The organism is Nonomuraea sp. NPDC050643 (assembly GCF_040654715.1).
Lineage (GTDB): Bacteria > Actinomycetota > Actinomycetes > Streptosporangiales > Streptosporangiaceae > Nonomuraea.
In genome coordinates this window covers 1-21,404 of the sequence record NZ_JBFAIM010000021.1, presented here as the reverse complement: position 1 = coordinate 21,404, position 21,404 = coordinate 1, and the positions used below count along the sequence as shown (strand labels likewise).

At 71.6% G+C, this 21,404-nt stretch carries 21 protein-coding genes; 9 read left to right on the top strand and 12 right to left on the bottom strand.

The window, feature by feature from the left end; translation table 11 throughout:
- The first annotated feature begins 19 nt into the window (after nt 1–19).
- On the top strand, nt 20–1,471 hold the full coding sequence (locus tag AB0I15_RS27745; protein ID WP_358101489.1) for a YibE/F family protein: 1,452 nt from the start codon (nt 20–22) through the stop codon (nt 1,469–1,471).
- A gap of 15 nt (nt 1,472–1,486) precedes the next feature.
- On the opposite strand, the gene AB0I15_RS27740 is transcribed toward AB0I15_RS27745, so the two are convergent.
- A complete protein-coding gene (locus tag AB0I15_RS27740; RefSeq protein ID WP_358101486.1) occupies nt 1,487–2,344 on the bottom strand; it encodes an NAD(+)/NADH kinase in 858 nt (285 codons plus the stop codon).
- A 108-nt stretch (nt 2,345–2,452) separates the two neighbouring features.
- Here AB0I15_RS27740 and AB0I15_RS27735 point away from each other — a divergent pair, with 108 nt between their 5' ends.
- The gene (locus tag AB0I15_RS27735; protein WP_358101483.1) at nt 2,453–3,262 is read left to right on the top strand and encodes a DUF72 domain-containing protein; all 810 of its coding nucleotides are present in this window, start codon (nt 2,453–2,455) and stop codon (nt 3,260–3,262) included.
- Nucleotides 3,263–3,287: 25 nt separating this feature from the next.
- Here the strand turns inward: AB0I15_RS27735 and AB0I15_RS27730 are convergent, their stop codons facing one another.
- The 3 genes from AB0I15_RS27730 to AB0I15_RS27720 form a co-directional block, all read right to left on the bottom strand.
- Nucleotides 3,288–4,643 carry an enolase C-terminal domain-like protein gene (locus AB0I15_RS27730; protein ID WP_358101480.1) on the bottom strand — a complete coding sequence of 452 codons (1,356 nt, stop codon included), beginning with the start codon at nt 4,641–4,643 and terminating at the stop codon, nt 3,288–3,290.
- Between the two features lie 10 nt (nt 4,644–4,653).
- A complete protein-coding gene (kdgD, locus tag AB0I15_RS27725) occupies nt 4,654–5,568 on the bottom strand; it encodes a 5-dehydro-4-deoxyglucarate dehydratase (protein ID WP_358101477.1) in 915 nt (304 codons plus the stop codon).
- Nucleotides 5,569–5,702: 134 nt separating this feature from the next.
- Nucleotides 5,703–6,623: a LysR family transcriptional regulator gene (locus AB0I15_RS27720; RefSeq protein WP_358101474.1), complete on the bottom strand. Its 921-nt coding sequence runs from the start codon at nt 6,621–6,623 to the stop codon at nt 5,703–5,705.
- Nucleotides 6,624–6,793: 170 nt separating this feature from the next.
- Between AB0I15_RS27720 and AB0I15_RS27715 the strand changes: the two genes are divergently transcribed.
- Genes AB0I15_RS27715 through AB0I15_RS27695 form a run of 5 tightly spaced genes read left to right on the top strand, consistent with a single transcriptional unit; the run spans nt 6,794 to nt 11,526 of the window.
- The gene (locus AB0I15_RS27715; RefSeq protein ID WP_358101471.1) at nt 6,794–7,801 is read left to right on the top strand and encodes a tripartite tricarboxylate transporter substrate binding protein; all 1,008 of its coding nucleotides are present in this window, start codon (nt 6,794–6,796) and stop codon (nt 7,799–7,801) included.
- Nucleotides 7,802–7,820: 19 nt separating this feature from the next.
- Nucleotides 7,821–8,357, top strand: coding sequence for a tripartite tricarboxylate transporter TctB family protein (locus AB0I15_RS27710; RefSeq protein ID WP_358101468.1), 537 nt, complete (start codon nt 7,821–7,823; stop codon nt 8,355–8,357).
- Nucleotides 8,358–8,366: 9 nt separating this feature from the next.
- Nucleotides 8,367–9,863 (top strand): tripartite tricarboxylate transporter permease, encoded by a 1,497-nt coding sequence (locus tag AB0I15_RS27705; protein WP_358101465.1) that lies wholly within the window; start codon nt 8,367–8,369, stop codon nt 9,861–9,863.
- Nucleotides 9,860–10,255 (top strand): universal stress protein, encoded by a 396-nt coding sequence (locus AB0I15_RS27700; protein WP_358101462.1) that lies wholly within the window; start codon nt 9,860–9,862, stop codon nt 10,253–10,255. Before AB0I15_RS27705 ends, AB0I15_RS27700 begins: the two co-directional genes overlap by 4 nt.
- Nucleotides 10,252–11,526 (top strand): enolase C-terminal domain-like protein, encoded by a 1,275-nt coding sequence (locus tag AB0I15_RS27695; RefSeq protein ID WP_358101459.1) that lies wholly within the window; start codon nt 10,252–10,254, stop codon nt 11,524–11,526. The genes AB0I15_RS27700 and AB0I15_RS27695 overlap by 4 nt, the downstream gene beginning before the upstream one ends.
- 3 nt (nt 11,527–11,529) lie before the next feature.
- Here the strand turns inward: AB0I15_RS27695 and AB0I15_RS27690 are convergent, their stop codons facing one another.
- The 8 genes from AB0I15_RS27690 to AB0I15_RS27655 form a co-directional block, all read right to left on the bottom strand.
- Nucleotides 11,530–12,246: a FadR/GntR family transcriptional regulator gene (locus AB0I15_RS27690; RefSeq protein WP_358101457.1), complete on the bottom strand. Its 717-nt coding sequence runs from the start codon at nt 12,244–12,246 to the stop codon at nt 11,530–11,532.
- Nucleotides 12,247–12,256: 10 nt separating this feature from the next.
- Nucleotides 12,257–13,381, bottom strand: a complete 1,125-nt coding sequence (locus AB0I15_RS27685) for a mandelate racemase/muconate lactonizing enzyme family protein (RefSeq protein ID WP_358101454.1) — start codon at nt 13,379–13,381, stop codon at nt 12,257–12,259.
- Nucleotides 13,378–14,499: a mandelate racemase/muconate lactonizing enzyme family protein gene (locus tag AB0I15_RS27680; protein WP_358101451.1), complete on the bottom strand. Its 1,122-nt coding sequence runs from the start codon at nt 14,497–14,499 to the stop codon at nt 13,378–13,380. Before AB0I15_RS27680 ends, AB0I15_RS27685 begins: the two co-directional genes overlap by 4 nt.
- Nucleotides 14,500–14,533: 34 nt before the next feature.
- On the bottom strand, nt 14,534–14,716 hold the full coding sequence (locus AB0I15_RS27675) for a hypothetical protein (protein ID WP_358101448.1): 183 nt from the start codon (nt 14,714–14,716) through the stop codon (nt 14,534–14,536).
- Between the two features lie 22 nt (nt 14,717–14,738).
- Nucleotides 14,739–15,596 (bottom strand): alpha/beta hydrolase, encoded by an 858-nt coding sequence (locus AB0I15_RS27670; protein ID WP_358101446.1) that lies wholly within the window; start codon nt 15,594–15,596, stop codon nt 14,739–14,741.
- Nucleotides 15,597–15,672: 76 nt separating this feature from the next.
- Nucleotides 15,673–16,524 carry a carbohydrate ABC transporter permease gene (locus tag AB0I15_RS27665; protein ID WP_358101443.1) on the bottom strand — a complete coding sequence of 284 codons (852 nt, stop codon included), beginning with the start codon at nt 16,522–16,524 and terminating at the stop codon, nt 15,673–15,675.
- Complete coding sequence (locus AB0I15_RS27660; RefSeq protein ID WP_358101440.1) at nt 16,521–17,435, bottom strand: sugar ABC transporter permease; 915 nt, start codon at nt 17,433–17,435, stop codon at nt 16,521–16,523. Before AB0I15_RS27660 ends, AB0I15_RS27665 begins: the two co-directional genes overlap by 4 nt.
- Nucleotides 17,432–18,742 carry a sugar ABC transporter substrate-binding protein gene (locus tag AB0I15_RS27655; RefSeq protein WP_358101437.1) on the bottom strand — a complete coding sequence of 437 codons (1,311 nt, stop codon included), beginning with the start codon at nt 18,740–18,742 and terminating at the stop codon, nt 17,432–17,434. Before AB0I15_RS27655 ends, AB0I15_RS27660 begins: the two co-directional genes overlap by 4 nt.
- Nucleotides 18,743–18,946: 204 nt before the next feature.
- On the opposite strand from AB0I15_RS27655, the gene AB0I15_RS27650 reads away from it, so the two are divergent.
- Both AB0I15_RS27650 and AB0I15_RS27645 read left to right on the top strand, forming a co-directional pair.
- The gene (locus AB0I15_RS27650; protein ID WP_358101434.1) at nt 18,947–20,089 is read left to right on the top strand and encodes an ROK family transcriptional regulator; all 1,143 of its coding nucleotides are present in this window, start codon (nt 18,947–18,949) and stop codon (nt 20,087–20,089) included.
- A gap of 80 nt (nt 20,090–20,169) precedes the next feature.
- A partial coding sequence (locus AB0I15_RS27645) for a VanW family protein (RefSeq protein WP_358101431.1) occupies nt 20,170–21,404 on the top strand: 1,235 nt, incomplete at its 3' end.

Below are 21,404 nucleotides of genomic sequence, written 5' to 3'. Positions count from 1 at the left end.
AAGGAGGACCTTTTACGCGATGGGCGCCAACCACGCGCACGGCACCGCCGTACCCAGCTCGCGACGCACGGTGGTGGCCGGTCTGGCCGTCCTGGTGCCGCTCGCCCTCATCACGCTCGCCGGCCTGCTGTGGCTCTGGCCGCAGGGAGGCAAGAGCGCCCCGGCGGCGCAGTCCGGCGTCGAGCGGCTGAGCGGCACGGTCACGGCCGTCACGCTCGAGCAGTGCCCCGCCGCCGCGGCGGGCTCGCCCCAGCCCGACCCGGCCACCTGCGGAGACGCCACCGTCCGGGTCGAGGACGGCCCCGACGTGGGCAAGGACGTCACCCTGCGCCTGCCGGGCGGGCCGGGGGCCCAGCACTTCGGGGTGGGCGACGAGGTGATCCTGCTCCGCGACGCGGAGGGGGCCTACCAGATCTCCGACCACGACCGGGCGCTGCCGCTGTGGCTGTTCGGGGCGGCGTTCGCGCTGGCGGTGATCGCCTTCGGCCGCTGGCGCGGGGTGACGGCGCTGGTGGGGCTGGCGGTGACGTTCGTGCTGCTGCTGACGTTCGTCATCCCCGGCATCCTGGAGGGCAGGCCGCCCATGCTGGTGGCCATCGTGGGGGCGGCGGCGATCATGCTGGCGGTGCTCTACCTCACGCACGGTTTCTCGCCGTCCACGTCGATGGCCGTACTGGGGACGATGGCCAGTCTCACGCTGACGGGGCTGCTGTCGTACGGGGCGCTGGGGTTCGCCCGGCTCAACGGGATCACCGACGACAGCGCGCTGGCGCTCGACATGAGCCTGTCGATCGACACGCAGGGGCTGCTGCTGGCCAGCATCATCATCGGCGCGCTGGGGGTGCTGGACGACGTCACGGTGACGCAGGCGGTGACGGTGGCCGAGCTCGCGCACGCCAACCCGTCCTACGGCTTCACCCGCCTCTACCGGGCGGCCGGCCGGATCGGGCGGGCGCACATCGCCTCGGTGATCAACACGATCATCCTGGCGTACGCGGGGGCGTCGCTGCCGCTGCTGCTGCTGTTCAGCATCGGGGCCCAGCCTCTCGGAGACGTCCTGACGACCCCGGTGATCGCCCAGGAGATCGTCCGCAGCATCGTCGGCACCCTGGGCCTGATCGCCGCCGTCCCCATCACCACGGCGCTGGCCGCGCTCACCGCCTCCCGGCGGCACGCCGCCCACGACGAGGAGCCCGCCGACCCGATCGGCCCGGCCGCCGCCCGTGCCCGGCGCAAGGAGGAGGACGACGACTTCTTCGCCCCTCAGGCCGACGACGATGACGACTTCTTCGCTCCCCAGCCCGCGCACGACGACGTGGCCCGGCGAGACCGCTACGCCACGGCGCGCACCGCCGGGGACGCGCCGCCCGGCGGCTTCTTCACGCCGCAGCCCCGCCCCGCCGAGCCCCCGCGCCCCGACCCCGCACCCGAGCGCCCCTCCCGTCACCGGCGCCGCCGCACGGGCCCCTGAGGGCTCAGGAGGCCGTCAGTCGACCTCGGCGCTGCCGTCCACGCGGAGCTTGCGGCGGGCACGTTCGTAGAAGGTGGTGCCGAGGCGGACCACGTTGGCCGCCCCCGGCCAGGCGGAGACCGTGATGCTGTCGCCCGGGCACAGGTGCCCGACCACGGCCCCGTCGATCTCCACCGCCAGCCGCCCGCTGGTCGGCAGCACGTGGAGGGTGACCTCCTCGTCGGCGGGCAGCACCAGGGCCCGGTTGAAGCTCGAGTGCGCGGCGGCGGCCACGACGAGGATCGCCTCCACCCGGGGCGAGACGATCGGCCCGCCGGCGGAGAAGCTGTAGGCGGTGGAGCCCGTGGAGGTGGCCACGATGACGGCGTCGGCGGCGTAGCGGACGAAAGAGCTGCCCGCCGGCGTGACGGACACGGCCGCGAGCCCGTCGCCGGGGATGCGGACGAGCGCGATGTCGTTGAACGCCGTCACCTCCTTCCCGGCCACCGAGCCGCGGACGGCCATGCGCGGCTCGATCGTGTACGAGTGCGCGTCGATGGCCGACAACGTCCGGGCCAGCTCGTCCACGTCGATCTCCGCCAGGAACCCCAGCCGCCCCAGGTTCACCCCCAGGATCGGCGTGGGCCGGCCGGCGAGCAGCCGCATCGTGCGCAGCATCGTGCCGTCGCCGCCGAGCCCCACCACCAGGTCGGCCCGTTCCACGAGGGCGGCGGCGTCGACGGCGACGGCCGTGCAGTCGATGCGCCCTACCTCCTCGGGCAGGCCGAGCACGGTGACGCCCTTCTCCGCGGCCCAGCGCAGGATGGTGTCGATCGCCTTCTTGGAGTCGCGCTGGGGGTGCAGCACCAGCCCGACCGTCCCGACCATGCCCATGAGGCCACCTTACGGTGCCTCCTGCCGGTGATCTTCGGTAGCGTCGTCTTCATGCGGCTTCACGTGGGATGTGCGATGTGGGCTCACGCGCGCTGGCAGGGGCGCTTGGTGCCGGGACACCTTCCTTCCGGTGAGCGCCTGCGCGCCTACGCCACCTGGTGCGACGCGGTGGAGGGCAACACGACGTTCTACGCGACCCCGTCGCGCGCCACGGTGGAGTCCTGGGCGGCCCAGACCTCCCCCGATTTCCGTTTCGTGGTCAAGCTGCCCAAGCCGGTCACCCACGACCACCGTCTCGGCAAGGGCGCCGAGGAGGCCCTGCGCGCGTTCCTGGACGCGGTCGAGCCGCTGGGGCCGCGGATCCACGCCCTCTGGGTGCAGTTGCCCGGCTCCTTCTCCCCCGCCGACCTGGGCGTCCTGGCGGGCTTCCTGCGCGGGCTCCCCCGTGGGCACCGGTTCGCGGTCGAGGTGCGGCACCGCGCGTTCTTCGAGGACGAGCGGTCGGCCCGTCTCCTCGAACGGGTCCTGGCCGTCACCGACGCCGAGTGGGTGCCGTTCGACACCACGGTCATGTTCCAGAGCCCGCCGACCAGCGACGCCGAGCGCGACGCGTGGATGAAGAAGCCGCGCCTGCCCCGGCGCTCCCGGGCCCTGACGGGCCATCCGATCGTCCGCTACCTGGGCCGCGACGCCGAGGAGCGCACGGTCGAGGGCTGGCGGCCGTGGGTCGGCACGGTCGCGGAGTGGCTGCGCGAGGGCCGCTCGCCGACCGTGTTCGTCCACACCCCCGACAACACCGCCGCCCCGGCCCTCGCCCGCCGCTTCCACGACGAGGTACGCGCCCTCGTCCCCGGCCTCGACCCGCTCCCCGAGCCGATGCCGATCGAGGAGCCGGACGAACCGCTGACCCTGTTCTGACCGCGCCGCAGGGTGGACCGGTCTTCTAGCGCACCAGGCAGGGCCGCTTCGGGTCGAACTCCCAGCCCTGCACCAGGAATCGCATCGCGATGGCGTCGTCGCGCGCGCCCAGGCCGTGGCTGAGATAGAGCTCGTGCGCCTGCGCCAGCGCCGCCCGGTCGAGCTCCACGCCCAGCCCGGGGGTGCCGGGCACGTCGATGCCACCGTCGGTGATCTGGAACGGCTTGGTGGTGAGCGCCTGGCCGTCCTGCCAGATCCAGTGCGTGTCCAGTGCCGTGATCTCGCCCGGAGCGGCGGCCCCCACGTGCGTGAACATCGCCAGGGAGATGTCGAAGTGGTTGTTGGAGTGCGAGCCCCAGGTCAGCCCGAAGTCGTGGCAGAGCTGGGCGACGCGCACCGAGCCGGCCATGGTCCAGAAGTGCGGGTCGGCGAGCGGGATGTCGACCGCGGCGGCCCGTACGGCGTGCGCCATCTCCCGCCAGTCCGTGGCGATCATGTTGGTCGCGGTCGGCAGCCCGGTGGCCCGCCTGAACTCGGCCATCGTCTCCCGTCCCGAGAACCGGCCCTCGGCGCCGCAGGGGTCCTCGGCGTAGGCGAGGACGTCGCCGCGCCCCCGGCACAGCCGGACGGCGTCGGCCAGCAGCCAGCCGCCGTTGGGGTCGAGCGTGATGCGGGCGTCGGGGAAGCGGCGGGCCAGCGCGGTGACCGCCTCGATCTCCTCCTCGCCGGCCAGCACGCCGCCCTTGAGCTTGAAGTCGGTGAAGCCGTAGCGCTCGCGGGCGGCCTCGGCCAGGGCGACGATGGCGTCGGGGGTGAGCGCCTCCTGGCGGCGCAGCCGCGACCAGCGGTCGCCTCCGCCGTCGTCGACGAGGTAGGGCAGGTCGGTCCGGCCCGGGTCGCCGACGTAGAACAGGTAGCCCAGCATCGGCACCCGGTCGCGCTGCCGACCCTCGCCGAGCAGCTCGGCCACGGGCAGGCCGAGGTATTGGCCGTGCAGGTCGAGCAGGGTGGACTCGAGGCCGGTGACGGCGTGCACGGTCGTGCGCAGGTCGAAGGTCTGCAGGCCGCGGCCGCCGGCGTCCCGGCCGGCGAACCGCTCGGCCACCGAGCGCAGCAGGGTGCGGTAGCGGGCCACGGGCTGCCCCGCGAGCAGCTCGCCCGCCTCCTCGATGGTCCGGCGGATGGCCTCGCCGCCGGGCACCTCGCCCAGCCCGGTGCGGCCGTCGGAGTCGGTGGTGATGACGATGTTGCGGGTGAAGAACGGCCCGTGAGCGCCGCTCAGGTTGAGCAGCATGCTGTCGTGTCCGGCGACGGGCACGACCTCGACGCGCTGGATCGTCGGAGACGTGGGAGACGACGTGGGAGACGACGTGCGAGACACGGACTGCCCCTTAGCTGATCTTGTTGATGAGGGCGGTCAGCTCGGCGAGCTCGGCGTCCTTGAGGTTCTGCAGCGGCGGCCGCACCGGGCCCGCCGGACGGCCGACGGCGGTGAGGCCCGCCTTGATGATCGACACGGCGTATCCCTTCACGCGGTCGCGGATGTCCAGGTAGGGGACCAGGAACTCCTTGACGCGCCGGTAGACGGCCTCCTGGTTCTGGGCCCGGACGTCGGCGTAGAAGTCGAGCGCGTACTGCGGGACGAAGTTGAAGATCGCCGACGAGTAGGTGTTCATCCCGAGCTGCAGCAGCGGCAGCGCGAACGTCTCGGCCGTGGGCAGGCCGCCGATGTAGGCGAGGCGGTCGCCGACGGCGGCGTAGATGCGGGTGAGGTTCTCGATGTTGCCGACGCCGTCCTTGAACCCGATGAGGGTCTCGTTGCGGTCGGCCAGGGCCTCCACGGAGCGGTCGTTGAGGATCGCGTTGGCCCGGCTGTAGACGATCACGCCGAGCCCGGTGCCGGCGCACACCGCGGAGACGTGCTCGACCAGGCCCTCCTGGCCGGCCTCGGTGAGGTAGGGGGGCATGAGGAGCAGGCCGTCGGCGCCGGCGGCCTCGGCGGCCTTGGCCTGGGCGATGGCGGTGGCGGTGCCGCCCGTCGCCGGGGCCACGACCGGCAGCCTGCCGTTCACCTCGCTCACCGCGGCGCGTACCACGCGGTCGATCTCGGCGGCGGTCAGCGAGAATCCCTCACCCGTGCCCCCGGCGGCGAACAAGCCGGCCACGGGGTATCCGCTCAGCCATGACAGGTGGTCGCGGTAGCGCGCCTCGTCGAACTCCAGGTCGTCGGTGAAATGCGTGACAGGGAAGGACAACAGGCCGCTCTTGAGCTGCGTGGCGAGCTCCTGCGGGGAGTAATTCGGCATGACGGGCGCTCCTCGCTTTACATGCGGTCGTGGGAAGTCCCCGCGCCGCCGGTAAGGTCTGACGCCGCCAGGCTATGGAAGTGGAGTGATTCCTGTCCAAGTGCGATTCTGTATCCGACGATGCCGTTGAAGCATCATCGGCCGGCTTCGAGGTCGGGCAGGAGCTCCAGCACGCGCCAGAGGGCGGGGTTCGTCGAGATCTTGGCCCAGATGACGTGCAGCTCGACCGGCTCGCCGGTGGCGCCCTCCTCGGCGTCGAGGGGGTCGCCGCCCTGGATCAGATCGCAGAACGTGATGCCGTCGATGCCGAGCGAGCGGGCGCTGGCGGGCGCCAGCGCCACCCCCCGGCCGGCCGCCACGAGGAGCACGGCGGTGAGGATCTGGTGCACCTGTTGCTCGATGCGCGGGTGGGAGTTGGTGAGGAAGCGCACGGTGAGCTCGTGGAAGTAGCGCGACTGGACCGGGTTGTAGCTGATCACCGGCAGGCCGTCGAAGTCGTCGGGCGCGAGCGGCCGGTCGAGGGCGGCCAGCGGATGGCCGAGCGGGACCACGGCGCGCAGCGGCTCGCGGAAGACCACGCGGGAGTCGAGCGAGGCGATGTCGAAGGGCGGGCGGGCCAGGCCGAGGTCGAGCTCGCCGCGCAGCAGGCCGTCCACCTGCCCGGCGGTCACCCGCTCGTGCAGGATGACGTCGATCTCGGGGAGCCGCTCGGACAGCCGCCTGAGCAGGGGGCCGAGCATGCTGATCGCGGAGACGGCGGTGAAGCCGAGCCGTACGGTGCCGGCCGCGCCGCTGGCGATCCGGCGCGCCCGGTCGCCGGCGGTGTCGACGAGCGAGAGCATGCGGCGGGCGTCGTCGAGGAAGGCGCGCCCGGCGTCGGTGAGGACGACGCGTCTGTTGTCGCGTTCCAGCAGGGTCACGCCGACCACGCGTTCGAGCTTCTGGATGTGGCGGCTGAGCGGGGGCTGGGTCATGCTCAGGCGATCGGCGGCGCGACCGAAGTGCAGCTCCTCCGCGACCGCCACGAATGCCCGGATCTGATCGAGTGTTAGCATGATGCGCAAAGAGTATCACTCGATACCGAATTGAGCCTGGACAGGCATCGAGGCTGGTCCCTAGTCTCCGGAGACTACAGAGCGGAAACCTTGCCGTAACCTTACGCAACTCCCTTTCCGCTCCAGAGCAGATCACGGGTGGCCACGCCGCCCGCACGAAGGAGAAGTCAATGCCGGCATCTCGGACAGCCCCCCGCCGCATCCTCGCGGGTGTCCTCGGCGCTGCCGCGGCGATCGCACTGACCGCCTGCGGTGGCGTCAAGACGACCTCCTCGGGCGGCGGTGACGGGGAGTATCCGTCGGGCAATATCGAGTTCAGCGTCGGAGCCTCGGCGGGCGGCTCGACCGACCTCATCACCCGGGCGCTGGCCCAGGGCGTGGGCAAGGAGCTGGGCGTCTCGACGCCGGTGCTCAACAAGCCCGGCGCCAACGGCGCGCTCAACGCCAAGGAGCTCCAGTCGGCGAAGGCGGACGGCTACAAGATCGCCGTCCAGAACGCCTCGCTGTTCACCATCACGCCGCTCACGGTGACCCCGGCCGAGGCCACGAAGATCGACTCGTTCGACGTCATCACCGGCATCTCGCGCGACGACTACGTCATGGCGACCAACCCCAAGTCCGGCTACACCTCCATCGAGGACATGAAGAAGGCCGGCAAGGCCATCCGGTACGGCACCACCGGCGTCGGCACCGGCGCCCAGCTCGCCTCGGCGCTGACGTTCAAGTCCGCCGGGATCGAGGCCACGGCCGTGCCGTTCGACGGCGGCGCCCCGAACCTGACCGCCCTGCTGGGCAACCAGGTCGACGTCTCGACCATGCAGATCGGCGAGGCCATCGAGAACATCAAGGCCGGCAAGCTCGTGCCGCTGGCCGTGTTCTCCGACAAGCGCATCCCGTTCCTGCCGGACGTCAAGACGGCCAAGGAGCAGGGCTTCGACGTCCTGGTCACGCAGTACCGATTCCTGACCGCGCCCAAGGGCACGCCGGAGAACGTCAAGACCAAGCTGCTCGACGCCGCCAAGAAGACGTTCGCGACGCCCGAGTACAAGAAGTTCAACGAGGAGAACTCGCTCACCGCGATGGAGGTCTCCCCGCAGGAGGTCCTCACCTCGCTGCAGAGCGACTCCGAGACCTACAAGAAGCAGCTCGACGAGTTCGGCATCAGCCTGGCCGGCTGATCGAAAGGTGCGCATGTCCATGTCCGACCCCACCAAGCCGCCAGGTGATGCCGAGCCTGAAGGGCTGCAAGCAGAGACCGAACGGCTCCTGGCCGAGCTGGAAGAGGCGCGGCCACCGCACGCGGGCCCGATCTCGCAGATCGGCGCGGCCCTGGTGGCGCTCGCCGTCGGCGTGTTCGGCGCGGTCGGATCGTACGCGCTCGGGCTCGGGCGGCTGACCGCCCCCGGGCCCGGCCTGTGGCCGTTCGCCGTCAGCGTCGTCATCGTCGTGCTGTCCGCCGTGCTCGTCGTCACGGGCCGCGGCCTGCAGGACACCGAACGGTTCTCGCGGGCGAGCCTGCAGACCGTCGTGGGCGTGGTGACACTCGTCGCGCTCGCCGCGCTGCTGCCGGTGATCGGCTTCGAGATCCCCTCGCTGCTCCTCATGTTCGTCTGGCTCCGCTGGCTGGGCAAGGAGTCGTGGCGCTCCTCCATCGTGATCAGCATCGGCGCCGTGGCGGCGTTCTACCTGCTGTTCGTGGTGCTGCTGCAGATCCCGCTTCCGCGACTCATCTGAGAAAGTCACATGGACATCTCCCCGATCCTCGACGGCTTCAGCGTCGTCCTCGAACCGGCCAACCTGCTCTACTGCCTCATCGGCGTCATCATCGGCATGCTCATCGGCGTGCTTCCCGGGCTGGGCCCCGGCGCCACGATCGCCATCCTGCTGCCGATCACGTACGGCATCGGCCCCGTCTCGGCGATCATCATGCTGGCCGGCATCTTCTACGGCGCCCAGTACGGCGGCACGATCACCTCGGTCCTGCTGCGCCTGCCCGGCGAGGCGTCCTCGGTGGTGACCGTCTTCGACGGCTTCGCGCTGGCCAGGCAGGGCAAGGCCGGCACCGCCCTGGGCATCGCGGCCATCGGCTCCTTCATCGGCGGCACGGTCTCGATCCTCGGCCTGACGCTGGTCGCCCCGGTCGTGGCCGGGTTCGCGCTCGACTTCGGGCCGCCCGAGTACGCGGCCCTGGGCGTCCTCGGCGTGCTGCTGATCTCGTCGGTCGGCAACGGCAACAAGCTCAAGGCCATCGTCGCCGCCTGCGTGGGCCTGCTGCTCGCGACCGTGGGCCGCGACACGTTCACGGGCGCCGAGCGCTTCACGTTCGGCAGCCTGAACCTGGCCGAGGGCATCGACTTCATCCCGATCGCCATGGGCCTGTTCGGCCTGAGCGAGATCCTCTACAACCTGGAGGAGCGGCACAACAAGGTCTCCTCGCCTGCCAAGGTCGGCAACGTGTGGCCCTCGCGCCAGGACCTCGGGCAGGCCAAGGGCGCGATCGGGCGCGGCTCGGTCATCGGCTTCGTGCTGGGCGTGCTGCCCGGCGGCGGCGCGGTGCTGTCGTCGCTGGCCGCGTACGCGCTGGAGAAGCGGCGGGCCAAGAACCCCGAGCGCTTCGGCCAGGGCGCCATCGAGGGTGTGGCCGCGCCGGAGACCGCCAACAACGCGGCGGCCACGTCGTCGTTCATCCCGCTGCTGACGCTCGGCATCCCGGCGAACGCGACGATGGCGCTGATGTTCGGCGCGCTGCTCATCCAGGGCATCCAGCCGGGCCCGCAGCTCGTCACCGAGCACCCCGACGTCTTCTGGGGCGTCATCAACTCGATGTACATCGGCAACATCCTGCTGCTGATCATGAGCATCCCGATGGTGGGCGTGTTCGTGAAGATCCTGCGGATCCGCCCGGCCATCCTGGCCCCGATCACGGTGCTCATCACGCTGCTGGGCGCGTACACGGTGAACAACCAGGTGTACGACATCTTCCTGGTCATCGTGTTCGGCCTGCTGGGCTACCTGATGAAGAAGTTCGGCTTCGAGCCGGGGCCGCTGGTGCTGGCGTTCGTGCTGGGCTCGATGATCGAGAACTCGGCGCGGCAGTCGCTGCTCATCTTCGGCGGCGACCCCACCGGCTTCTTCTCCCGTCCCATCTCGGGGACCGTGTTCGCCCTGGTCGTGATCGTCGCGGCCTGGCCACTGATCCGCAAGGCACTGCCTCGCCGCACCAAGGAGCTGACCTCATGACCATCCTCGTCGGTTACCTGCCGACGCCCGAGGGCGAGGCCGCCGTGGACGCGGGCCTGCGCGAGGGCGCCCTGCGCGGAGAGCGCGTGATCATCGTGAACTCCCCGCGCCGCGGCGCCCCCGTCGACGAGCACAAGATCGACGACGACGCCGGCGACGCGCTGCTGGCGCGGGCCCGGGCGGCCGGCGTCGAGGCCGAGGTACGCCAGCCGCTCCACGACGACGACCTGCCCGAGACGTTCGAGCAGCTCATCGCGGAGACCGGTGGCACGCTCATCGTCATCGGGCTGCGGCACCGCTCGCTGGTGGGCAAGTTCATCCTGGGCAGCGAGGCGCAGCGCATCCTCATGGAGGCGAGCGTGCCGGTGCTCTCGGTGAAGGCGGCCCGTTGACCGGGGGCCGGGTCAGCCGGGTCAGCCGGGTCTCGGTCACTCCGGTGGCCTTCCGCGATCCACCCCTGCTCAACGTGGTCGGCGTGCACCAGCCGTACGTGCTGCGCGCGATCGTCCAGGTGCACACGGACTCCGGGCTGGTGGGGCTGGGCGAGACGTACGCCGACCTGGCCCACCTCGAACGGCTGGGAGCGGTCGCCGCCGCTCTGCCGGGCACGGACGTGTTCGACGTCAACGGCCTGCGCCGGGTCGTGGTGGAGGTGCTCGGCGCGTCCACGGGCGGGGCCGGGGCGAGCTTCGGCGGCATGCTGGAGGTCTCCAGCGCCGTGGACACCGTGGTGGCGCCCTTCGAGGTGGCGCTGCTCGACCTGCAGGGCAAGGAGCTGGGGCGGCCGGTGAGCGACCTGCTCGGCGGCGCCGTACGGGACCGGGTGCCGTATTCGGCGTACCTGTTCTACAAGTGGGCCGGCCACCCCGGCCTCGGCGAGGACTCCTGGGGCGAGGGCCGCACGCCCGAGCAGATGGTCGCCCAGGCGCAGCGGATGGTCTCGGAGTACGGCTTCACCGCCATCAAGCTCAAGGGCGGCGTGTACGACCCCCGCCACGAGATGGAGACCGTCGAGGCCCTGGCCGCCGCCTTCCCCGGGCACGCGCTGCGCATCGACCCCAACGGCGCCTGGACGGTGGAGACCTCCGTCGAGGTGGCCGGCCGGCTGTCGGGCGTGCTGGAGTACCTGGAGGACCCCACGCCCGGCATCGAGGGCATGGCCGAGGTCGCCAGGCACACCGATCTGCCCCTGGCCACGAACATGTGCGTCATCTCCTTCGAGCACCTCAAGCCGGCCGTCGCGGCCGACGCCGTCCAGGTCGTCCTGTCGGACCACCATCTGTGGGGCGGCCTGCGCCGCTCGGCGCTGCTCGGCGGCATCTGCGAGACGTTCGGGATGGGCCTGTCGATGCACTCGAACTCGCACCTGGGCGTGAGCCTGGCCGCGATGACCCATCTGGCGGCCGCCACCCCGAACCTGACCTACGCCTGCGACACCCACTACCCGTGGAAGACGGAGGAGGTCGTCAAGCCGGGCGCGCTGGAGTTCCGTGACGGCGGCGTGGCCGTGCCGTCCGGTCCCGGCCTCGGTGTGGAGCTCGACGAGGACGCGCTGGCCGCCCTGCACGAGCAGTACGTCACGTGCGGCCAGCGCGGCCGTGAGGACACCGCGTACATGCGCACGATCGAGCCGGGCTTCACCCCGAACACGGCCCGCTGGTAGCGGTCAGGGAGCCTGCAGGCGGGCGCGGGAGTTGGACAGGTGCAGCCGCATCGCCGCCCGCGCCGCCGCGGCGTCCTGGCCGGCGATGGCCCGGTAGATGTTCTCGTGCTCGAGCGTCACCCGCGTGAAGTGGGTGGCGTTGGAGACCGTGTAGACGTGCTCGAGCCGCGTGCGCGGCAACATGATCATCATTGGGCCGAGCGAGGCGAGCAGGTCGGAGTAGAACCGGTTGCCCGATGCGAGGGCGATCTTCAGGTGGAACTCGAAGTCGGCCTCGACGGCGCTGCCGGGCTGCTCGCCGGAGCGTTCGAGATCGACCAGGGCCCGCTCGACGGCCTTGAGCTGCAGCTCCGTGCGGCGCTCCGCGGCCAGGCCCGCCGCTTCCGACTCGACGCCGATCCGGAAGTCGATCATGTCGAGGACGTCGCGGTGGGTGCGGACCCGCGACGCCTCCACGGAGAAGGCCGTGGAGGCGGGCAGGGCCAGCACGAACGAGCCGCGGCCCTGGAACGTCTCGACGAGGCCGGCGGCCTGGAGCCGCGAGACGGCCTCGCGGACCACCGTGCGGCTCACGCCGAACTCCTGGATGAGCGAGGACTCGGTCGGGAGCTTCTGGCCCGGCTCGATCTCGCCGGCGAGGATGCGGGCCTTGAGCCGCTCGACGAGCTCGTGCGCGAGCCCGCGGCCGGTGTCGCGGTCGAGCCTGTGGTCTGGCGGCACGGGCGACAATTTACCGGATCTCGGCGTCGTCGAGCCGCCAGGCGGTGGCCTCGCCGGCCAGGCTGAGGCCCAGTCCGGGCCGGTCGGGGACGCGCATGCGCCCGTCCTCGATCGTGAGCCGCTCGTCGAACAGCGGCGAGAGCCACTCGATGTGCTCGACCCAGGAGTCGCGCGGGTAGGCGGCGGCCAGGTGCACGTGGATCTCCATCACGAAGTGCGGCGCGACCTGCAGGCCGGCGTGGTCGGCCAGCGCGGCGACCCTGAGGTAGGGGGTGATGCCGCCGACGCGGGGCACGTCGGGCTGCAGGACGTCGGCGCCGCGCAGGTCGATGAGGCGGACCAGGTCGGGCACGCTCGTGAGCATCTCGCCGGTGGCGATGGGGGTGTCGAGCGCGGCGGCGAGCCGGGCGTGCCCTTCGGCATCGTACGCGTCCAGCGGCTCCTCGATCCAGACCAGCCCCAGATCCTCCACCGCCCGGCCGAACCGCAACGCCGACGCCCGGTCCCACTGCTGGTTGGCGTCCACCATCAACGGCGTGTCGTCCCCGACGTGCTCCCGCACCGCCGCCAGCCGCCGCAGATCCTCCTTCATGTCGGGCTGCCCGACCTTGATCTTGATCCCCCCGATGCCGTCCGCCAACGACTTCGCCGCCCGCTCCTTGACCTCCTCGATCGGCGCCTGGAGGTAGCCGCCCGAGGTGTTGTAGACCTTGACGGAGTCGTGGTAGGCCCCCAGGAGCTTGGCCAGCGGCAGCCCGGCCCGTTTCGCCTTGAGGTCCCAGAGCGCGGTGTCCACGGACGCGATGGCCTGGGTGGCGACGCCGGAGCGGCCCACCGAGGCGCCCGCCCACAGCAGCCGCTCGTAGAGCCTGCCGATGTCGGAGGGGTCCTCGCCCAGGAGGTCGCCGGCCACCTCCTTGGCGTGCGCGAACTGCGCCCGGCAGCCGGCCCGGGTGGTGTAGGAGAACCCGAGCCCGGCCGACCCGTCGGCGGTGGTGATCTCGCAGGTCAGGACGTCGATGTGGGTGAGGGGGCGCTGCCGCCCGGTGGCCACCTTGGCGTCGCTGACGGCGACGGCGAGCGGGACGGCGTAGTGGCCGAGCCGTACGGACGTGATGCGGTCGGTCACGCTCATGCCTTCCCGAACTCGACGCTGTCGACGACCCACTTACGGCACTGGTCGCTGAGCGTGAAGCCGAGGCCGGGGCGGTCGGGGACGAGCATGCGGCCGTCGCGCGTCTCGAGCCGCTCGTTGAACAGCGGGTTGAGCCACTCGAAGTGCTCGACCCAGGGCTCGCGCGGGTAGGCGGCGGCCAGGTGGAGGTGGATCTCCATGGCGAAGTGGGGGGCGAGCTGCAGCCCGGCGTGGTCGGCGAGGGCGGCCAGCCGCAGGAAGGGGGTGATGCCGCCGACGCGCGGGGCGTCCGGCTGGATGATGTCGGCGGCGCGGGCCTCGATGAGGCGGACGTGCTCGGCGACGCTGGAGAGCATCTCGCCGGTGGCGATGGGGGTGTCGAGCGCGGCGGCGAGCCGGGCGTGCCCTTCGGCATCGTACGCGTCCAGCGGCTCCTCGATCCAGACCAGCCCCAGATCCTCCACCGCCCGGCCGAACCGCAACGCCGACGCCCGGTCCCACTGCTGGTTGGCGTCCACCATCAACGGCGTGTCATCCCCGACGTGCTCCCGCACCGCCGCCAGCCGCCGCAGATCCTCCTTCATGTCGGGCTGCCCGACCTTGATCTTGATCCCCCCGATGCCGTCCGCCAACGACTTCGCCGCCCGCTCCTTGACCTCCTCGATCGGCGCGTGCAGGAAGCCGCCCGAGGTGTTGTAGGTCCGGACCGAGTCGCGGTAGGCGCCGAGCAGCTTGGCCAGCGGCAGCCCCGCCCGCTTCGCCTTGAGGTCCCACAGGGCGATGTCGATCGCGGCCAGCGCCTGCGTGGCGACGCCCGACCGGCCGACCGACGCGCCGGCCCACAGCAGGCTCTCGTAGACCTTGCCGATGTCGGAGGGGTCCTGGCCGAGCAGGTTCGCGCCGACCTCCTTGGCGTGCGCGTACTGGGCGGGGCCGCCCGCCCGCTTGGAGTAGCTGAAGCCGGTGCCGCCGTGGCCGTCGTCGGTGGTGATCTCGGCGAACAGGAAGACGATCTCGGTCATCGGCTTCTGCCGGCCGGTGAGGACCTTGGCGTCGCTGACGGGGACGTCGAGCGGAAGCGTGACGGAGGAGAGGGCGACGTGGCGGATGCGGTCCATGGGGATCCCAGAAGGTCGGCGGCAGATTCATAAGTCATCGTACGAAGCCGTAAGTCGTATGACAAGTGCGACCCCAGTCGTCGACCCACCGGATGACGGCCCACACGATGCCGGCCTTCTCCTCGACGTATCGCCGCCGATCGTCCCCGTGCTCGGCGCCCGGCCGCGCGAATCTGCGCGGCCAGGCGTCGTCGTAGCCGGCGATCACGATCGTCATGCCTGGGCCCGGCGGAACGCGCCTACGCGCTCAGCACCTCGCGCAGCTTGGCGGCGAAGCCGTCGGGGTCGCCCTTCATGCCGAACTCGCCCTCCATGAACCCGCCGTGGTGGCTGGGGAAGGTCACGGGCTTCGTGCCGAGCCGTTCGGCGACCGCGACGCCTCCGCGGTGGGCCATCTCCCCCTCCGACTCGGCGCCGACCGCGAGGACGATGCGGGTCGAGGCCGCGCGCAGGGCGTCGAAGTCGTGCTCGTAGTGCGTGCAGGTGATGAGGTTCTGCCCGAACAGCACGTCGTCGCGGGACCCGTCGTCCTCCGTCGGCATCCCGAACTCGGCCGGGCTCTGCACGGGCAGGTCGGCGAAGTCGGCGGGGACCTCGCCGCACAGGCTGGTGACCGCGATGAACTTCGCCATCGCCGCCCCGAACCCGGCCCGCTCGTATGTGCGGCGGATGTCCACGACGGCGGCCAGCGCCTGCTCGCGGTCCGGCAGGACCTGGGCGGCGGGCGGCTCGTGGGCCACGAGGGTGCGGACCTGCTCCGGATGCCGGGCGACCAGCGCGAGCCCGTTGACGGCGCCCCCGCTGCTGGCCAGGATGTCGACCGGCCCCACGCCGAGCGCGGCGATCAGCCGGTGCAGGTCGTCGGCGTGCAGGTCGGGAGTGGACTCGCCGGCGCCGTCGGCCCGCTCGCTCCGCCCGCTGCCGCGCGGGTCGTAGGTCACCACCGTACGGTCCTGGATCCTCTTGACCAGCCCCGCGAACCCGGTGGCGTCCATCGGCGAGCCGATCAGCAGCAGGACCGGCGCGGTGCTCCCCTCGACCTCTCGCACGTCGTAGTGCAGGATCGCGCCGGGCACCTCAAGGGTGTGGGTCGTCATGTGCTCGCTCCTCTTCGAAGGGACTGTGAGGTAGACCTGCGGGAGCCGCGGAACTCATCGGCCCGATCCACCTGAATTATCCCTTCAGCCCGCCGCTGAGCAGGTCCAGCCGCCAGAAGCGCTGCAGGAACAGCAGCAGGGCGACGAGCGGGATCACCGACACGGCCGCGCCCACGATGGCCAGGCCGTACATGGCGGGCTCGGAGGAGCCCTTGGACAGCAGCGTGTAGAGGCCGACGGTGATCGGGAACTTGGACTCGTCCGACAGCATGATGTACGGCAGCAGGAAGTTGTTCCAGGTCCCCACGAAGTGCAGCATGAAGATCGTCACCATGCCGGGGACCATCATGGGCAGCCCGATGGCGCCGAAGATGCGATATTCGCTGGCCCCGTCGATCCTGGCCGCCTCCAGCGTGGCGTCCGGGACCGAGGCCATGGCGTAGACCCGGGCCAGGTAGATGCCGAACGGTGAGATGAGGTTCGGCAGCAGGACCGACCCGTAGCCGCCCACCAGGTTCGTCTCCGACATGATCAGGTACTGCGGGATCGCCAGCGTCATGCCGGGCACGAGCACCCCGGCCAGGATCGCGTAGAACAGCACGCCCCGGCCGCGGAAGTCGTACTTGGCCATGGCGTAGCCCGCCAGCGTCGAGATCAGGGTGGAGGCGAGGGAGCCCGCGACGGCGTACAGGGCGCTGTTGCCGGCCCAGCGGACGAACTGGCCGTCGCCGTAGGTGAACAGGTCGCGCAGGTTGTCCAGCAGGCCCGTCCCCGGGGTGAAGGTGAACGTCGAGAACAGCTCGGCGCTCGACTTGGTCGCGGCCACGATCACCCAGGCCACGGGCACCAGGCAGTAGAGGGCGCCGACGAGCAGGACGAGGGTGGGCAGGATCCTGGCCCGCTGGTGCGGCAGCGCGTGAGCCCTCATCGCATCCCCCCGAACGCCCGCCTCTGGGTGATCTTGAGCAGTACGACCGAGACGGCCAGGGTGCCCGCGGCCAGGATGACCGACGCGGCGGCGGCCAGCGGCAGGTCGTCGCGGATGAAGCCGTCGCGGTAGATCTGCATCAGCGGCACCCACGACTGCGAGATCTCCGTGGTCATCGGGCTCAGCGTGGTCGGCTCGCCGTACACCTGGAGGGTGCCGATCAGCGCGAACAGGCCGGTCAGCACGAGGGCGGGCGCCACCAGCGGGATCTTGACACGCCAGGCGATCTGCCACTCCGAGGCGCCGTCGATGCGGGCGGCGTCGTACAGCTCGGAGGGGATGCCGCGGAGCGACGTGAAGATGATGATCATGTTGAAGCCGACGCCGCCCCACACCGCGATGTTGGCCAGCGACGGGTAGATGCCGCCCGCGCCCAGGAAGGGGATCTCGCCGAGGCCGAGTTCGCGGGTCACATGGTTGAAGGGGCTGGTCGACGGCAGGTACATGAAGCCCCACAGGAGCGAGGCCGTGACCCCCGGGATGGCGTACGGCAGGAAGATCGCCGTACGCGAGAACCGGCGGGCGCGCGAGCCCGCGTGGTCGAGCAGCAGCGCGAACAGCAGGGCCAGGCCCAGCGTCAGGGGCACGCTGATCAGCCCGTAGAGCGCGAGCCGGCCGAAGCCGGCCAGGAACTCGGGGTCGGTCAGCGTCTTGGCGTAGTTGTCGAGGCCGACGAAGACCTCCTGGCGTGTGCCGAAGATGCCGCCGCCGGTCAGCCGCAGCCCGCGGGCGCTGAGGTAGACGGCGTAGACGATGGGGATCGCCAGGAATGCCAGGAACAGCAGCACGGCCGGCGCGACGAACAGGTACGGCGCCCGCGAGCCGCGGCGGGCGCCGCCGGTGGCGGTCACGGGCCGGCGACCTTGAAGCCCGTGGCCTTCATGTCGTCCACCACGACCTGCTGCGTCCTGTCCAGCGCCGCCGACAGCGGCGTCTTGTCCCGGATGGCGGCGGCCATGGCGTCCTGGAAGGCGCTCTGGGCGGTGCTGACGTTCGGCCCCCAGCTCAGGTGCGGGATCGTGCTCTGGGCGGCCTTGGTGGCGACGTCCCAGTAGTCCTTCTGCCCGGCCACCAGCTTGGGCGGCTCGCTGGCGCTCGTGGCCTGCTGGCCGGCCTTCGAGGCGGGATACTCGCCCTCGGCGATCTGGATGTCGTAGGCCGCCTTCTCGGTGTTCATCCACATGGCGAACGTGGCCGCGGCCTTCGCGTGCTTGGAGTTCTTGGTGACGGCGATGGCGCTGCCGCCCTGGAAGGCCACCCGGTCGTCGCCCTCGGTCCACTGCGGCAGCGGCGCGATGGCCCAGTCGCCGGCCTGCTTCTCGGCGATCCCGTACAGCACGCCGGGCCCCCACAGGGCGCTCGGCCAGCTAAGGATCTTGCCCTTGTTGAGCTGGTTGTTCCACTCGGGGGTGAGCAGCGGCTCGGCCTTGACCAGGCCCTTGTCGACGAGCCCCTGCCAGAACCCGGCCACCCGCAGCGAGGGCGCGTCGGCGATGCCCACGGTCCAGGTGGTGTCCTGGACCTTCCACCAGGACGCGCCCGCCTGCTGGGCCAGCCCGGCGAAGTTGCCGAACTCGGCGGGGGCGAACGTGGCCAGGTACGCCTCGGGGTCCTTCTTCCGCACGTCCGCGGCCACCTCGGCGAAGTCCGCCCAGGTGGCGGGCGGCTCGATCTTCAGCTCGTCGAACCGTTTCCGGTTGTAGACCAGCACCATCGGCCCGACGTCCTGCGGGACGCCGTAGACGGCGCCGTCGAAGCTGGTCAGCGACCACACCTCGGGGCTGAAGGCGTCCTTGACGGAGGCGGTGTGGGCGGAGATGTCGGCCAGCGCGCCGGCCACGATCATGGCGGGCAGCGTCTGGTACTCCAGGCAGGTGGTGTCGGGAGCGTTGCCGGCCCGGCCGGCGGTGAGCAGTTTGGTCGCCGTGTCGGTGCCGCCGCCGGCGTCGGTGTGTTCGACCTGGATGTCTGGATGGGCCTTGTTGAACGCCTCGACCTTGGCCTTCTGGCCCGCGCCCCAGCACCAGTGCCGCAGGGTGACCGGGCCGGTGCCGGCCGCCTGCGTGGCGGCGCTCTCGTTCGTGCCCGACGAGCAGGCGGCCAGGAGAACGGCCGTGCCCAGTGCCACGACCGTGCCGGAGACCCCTTTGATACGCATCCCGCGTCTCCTTCCACACAAAGCAAAGTTGGCTTTGCAGGAAAGCCAACTTAGGGAACACGTGAGGCCCATGTCACTACTTGTGCAGAGATTTCAGGAATGTTATGTGCGACGCCCGATACCGGATCGTCATGTTAGCTTTGCCGCAAAACCAAGAGAGGAAGGCTGGCGTTGATGACGGTTGGGCCCCCAAGATGGGGCGGCATGTGGGACGCCCTACCCGACGCCGCGCGCTCCATCGTCAAGGAGCTGATCATCCATGGCCCGCAGTCCCGGACGGCGCTGGCCAAGACCCTGCACCTGTCGACCGGCAGCCTGACGCGGCTGACCAAGCCGATGGTCGACGCCGGGCTCCTCGTCGAGGGTGACGTGGTGCACGACCCGGTCAACGGCCGCCCGACGCGTCCCCTCGACGTGGCGGCCGGCGAGCACCGCTTCCTGGGGCTCAAGCTGACCGCGGACCGCGTGCACGCCGTCGTCACCGACCTGCGCGCCGGAATCATCGCGGCCCGCGACGTCCCGATCGGCGACCACAGCCCCGACGCGGTGTGCCGGCAGGCCCGGGATCTGCTCGGCGAGCTGTCGGGCGGGGCGGGCGCGCCGGTGGGCGCGGGCGTCACGATCGGCGGCAACGCCCGCGCCTCGGCGCAGGTGGGCGGCGAGCGGCTGGTCGACGCGCCGTTCCTGGGCTGGCGGCAGGTGGAGCTCAAGCCGCTGATGGAGCGGGCGCTGGGCGTGCCGTGCGTGGTCGAGAACGACGTGGCGGCGCTGGCCCACCAGCACCACTGGTTCGGGCCGGGGCGCGGGCTGCGCGACTTCGCGCTGGTCACGATCGGCGCGGGGATCGGTTACGCCCTCATCGTGCACGACCACCTGGTGGCCGCGACCGAGGCGGACCATGGCATGTTCGCCCATCTGGTGCTGCACCCGGGCGGGCCGATGTGCCCGGAGGGGCACCGCGGGTGCGCGGCGTCGTACCTGTCGAGCTGGGCCGTCGAGACCTGCGCCGGGCAGGGGCTGCGGCGGCCGGTGACGTACGAGGAGGTCATGCGGCTGGCCGCGGCGGGCGACAGGGTGTGCCTCGGCGTGGTCCGTGAGGCCGCGAACGCGCTCGGCCGGCTCATCGCGCACGTCGCGACGATCTCCACGGTCAAGACGGTCGTCCTGGCGGGCGAGGGCGTGGAGCTGGCCCGCCTCGCCAAGGACGACCTGGACCGGGCCCTGACCGCGAACCGGCGCGACGTGCCCGGCTCGGTCGACGTGGTGATCGAGGCCGACGACTTCCGCGAATGGGCCCGCGGCGGGGCCGTGGTCGCCATCCAGAGCTTCGTCACCGGCAGCGACTAGACCGGACGGGCGATCGGTGATCGATGGCGCCCCGGCAGCCGTATCTCTGTGCGAGAGGACCTGAGCACCTGGAGAGCGGCATGCACGAGGCAGCACGCCGGCGCCGGGTCACGGTGATGGTGGCGGCCGGAGGCGCGCTGGCGCTTCTGGCCTACGCCGTACCCGCGATCGCGCTGGCCGGTGAAGTGCCCTGGGACACCTGGGTCGCCGGTGTGAACGTCGGCGGCCTGTCCGAGGAGCAGGCCCGCACGCGGCTGGAGCGCGAACTCGGCCGCCCGCTGACCGTCTCGGCGGGCGGCCGGACCCTGCGGCGCGCGCCGTCGGAGCTCGGCGTCGGCGTGGACGTCGCGGCCACCGTCGGGGCGGCGCTCGAGGGCACGAGCACCCCGGCCGGCGTACTGCGCTCGCTGTTCGGCGGCGGACGGCGCGAGGTGCTCCCCCGCATCACACTCGACGAGGCACGCCTGAGCGCCGCGCTCGGCGAGGCCGTCAACGCCGAGCCCCGTGAAGGCGGCGTGCGCTACTCGGGTGTCCGGCCGCGCCCGATCCTGCCCCGGCCCGGCCGCGCCCTCGACCGGGACGGCGCGGCGGCGGCCCTGCGACAGGCCGTGCTCCAGGGCCGTACCTCGATCACCCTGCCCACCCGCCGGCAGCCGGCCGCGACGTCGGCGGCCGAGGTGCGGCGCGTCACGGCCACCCTCGCCCGCACCGCCGTGGGCGGCCCGCTCACCCTGAGCAACGGCGCCAGGAAGGTCAGGCTGTCCGGCCCCGAGGTGGCGGCGGGGCTGCGCTGGGTCGCCGACGGCGCCGGCGGGCTCCGGCCGACGTTCGACGGCGCGAGACTCGTACCCGGCCTGGACAAGCGCCTCGTCGCCGCGGGCCGGCGCCCCAGCGACGCCTCGTTCACGATCGTGAAGGGACGGCCCCGGATCGTCCCCGACCGGCCGGGCCGCGGCATCGACGCCGAGGCCCTCGGCACGGCCGTCTCCACGGCCCTGGCCGAGGGCCGGCGCAGCGTGGCCGTGCCGCTGGCCGAGGCACGGCCGAGGGTGACGACCGCGCAGGCCGGGCGGCTCGGCGTCAAGGAGAAGGTCAGCTCCTTCACCACCCGTCACCCCTGCTGCGCGCCGCGCGTGACCAACATCCACCGCATCGCCGACATCGTGGACGGCTACGTGGTCAAACCCGGCGAGACGTTCTCCCTCAACGAGGTCGTCGGCAAGCGCGACCGGGCGCGCGGCTTCGTGGAGGCGCCGATGATCCTCAACAACCGGTTCGTCAACGACGTCGGCGGCGGCGTCTCCCAGTTCGCCAC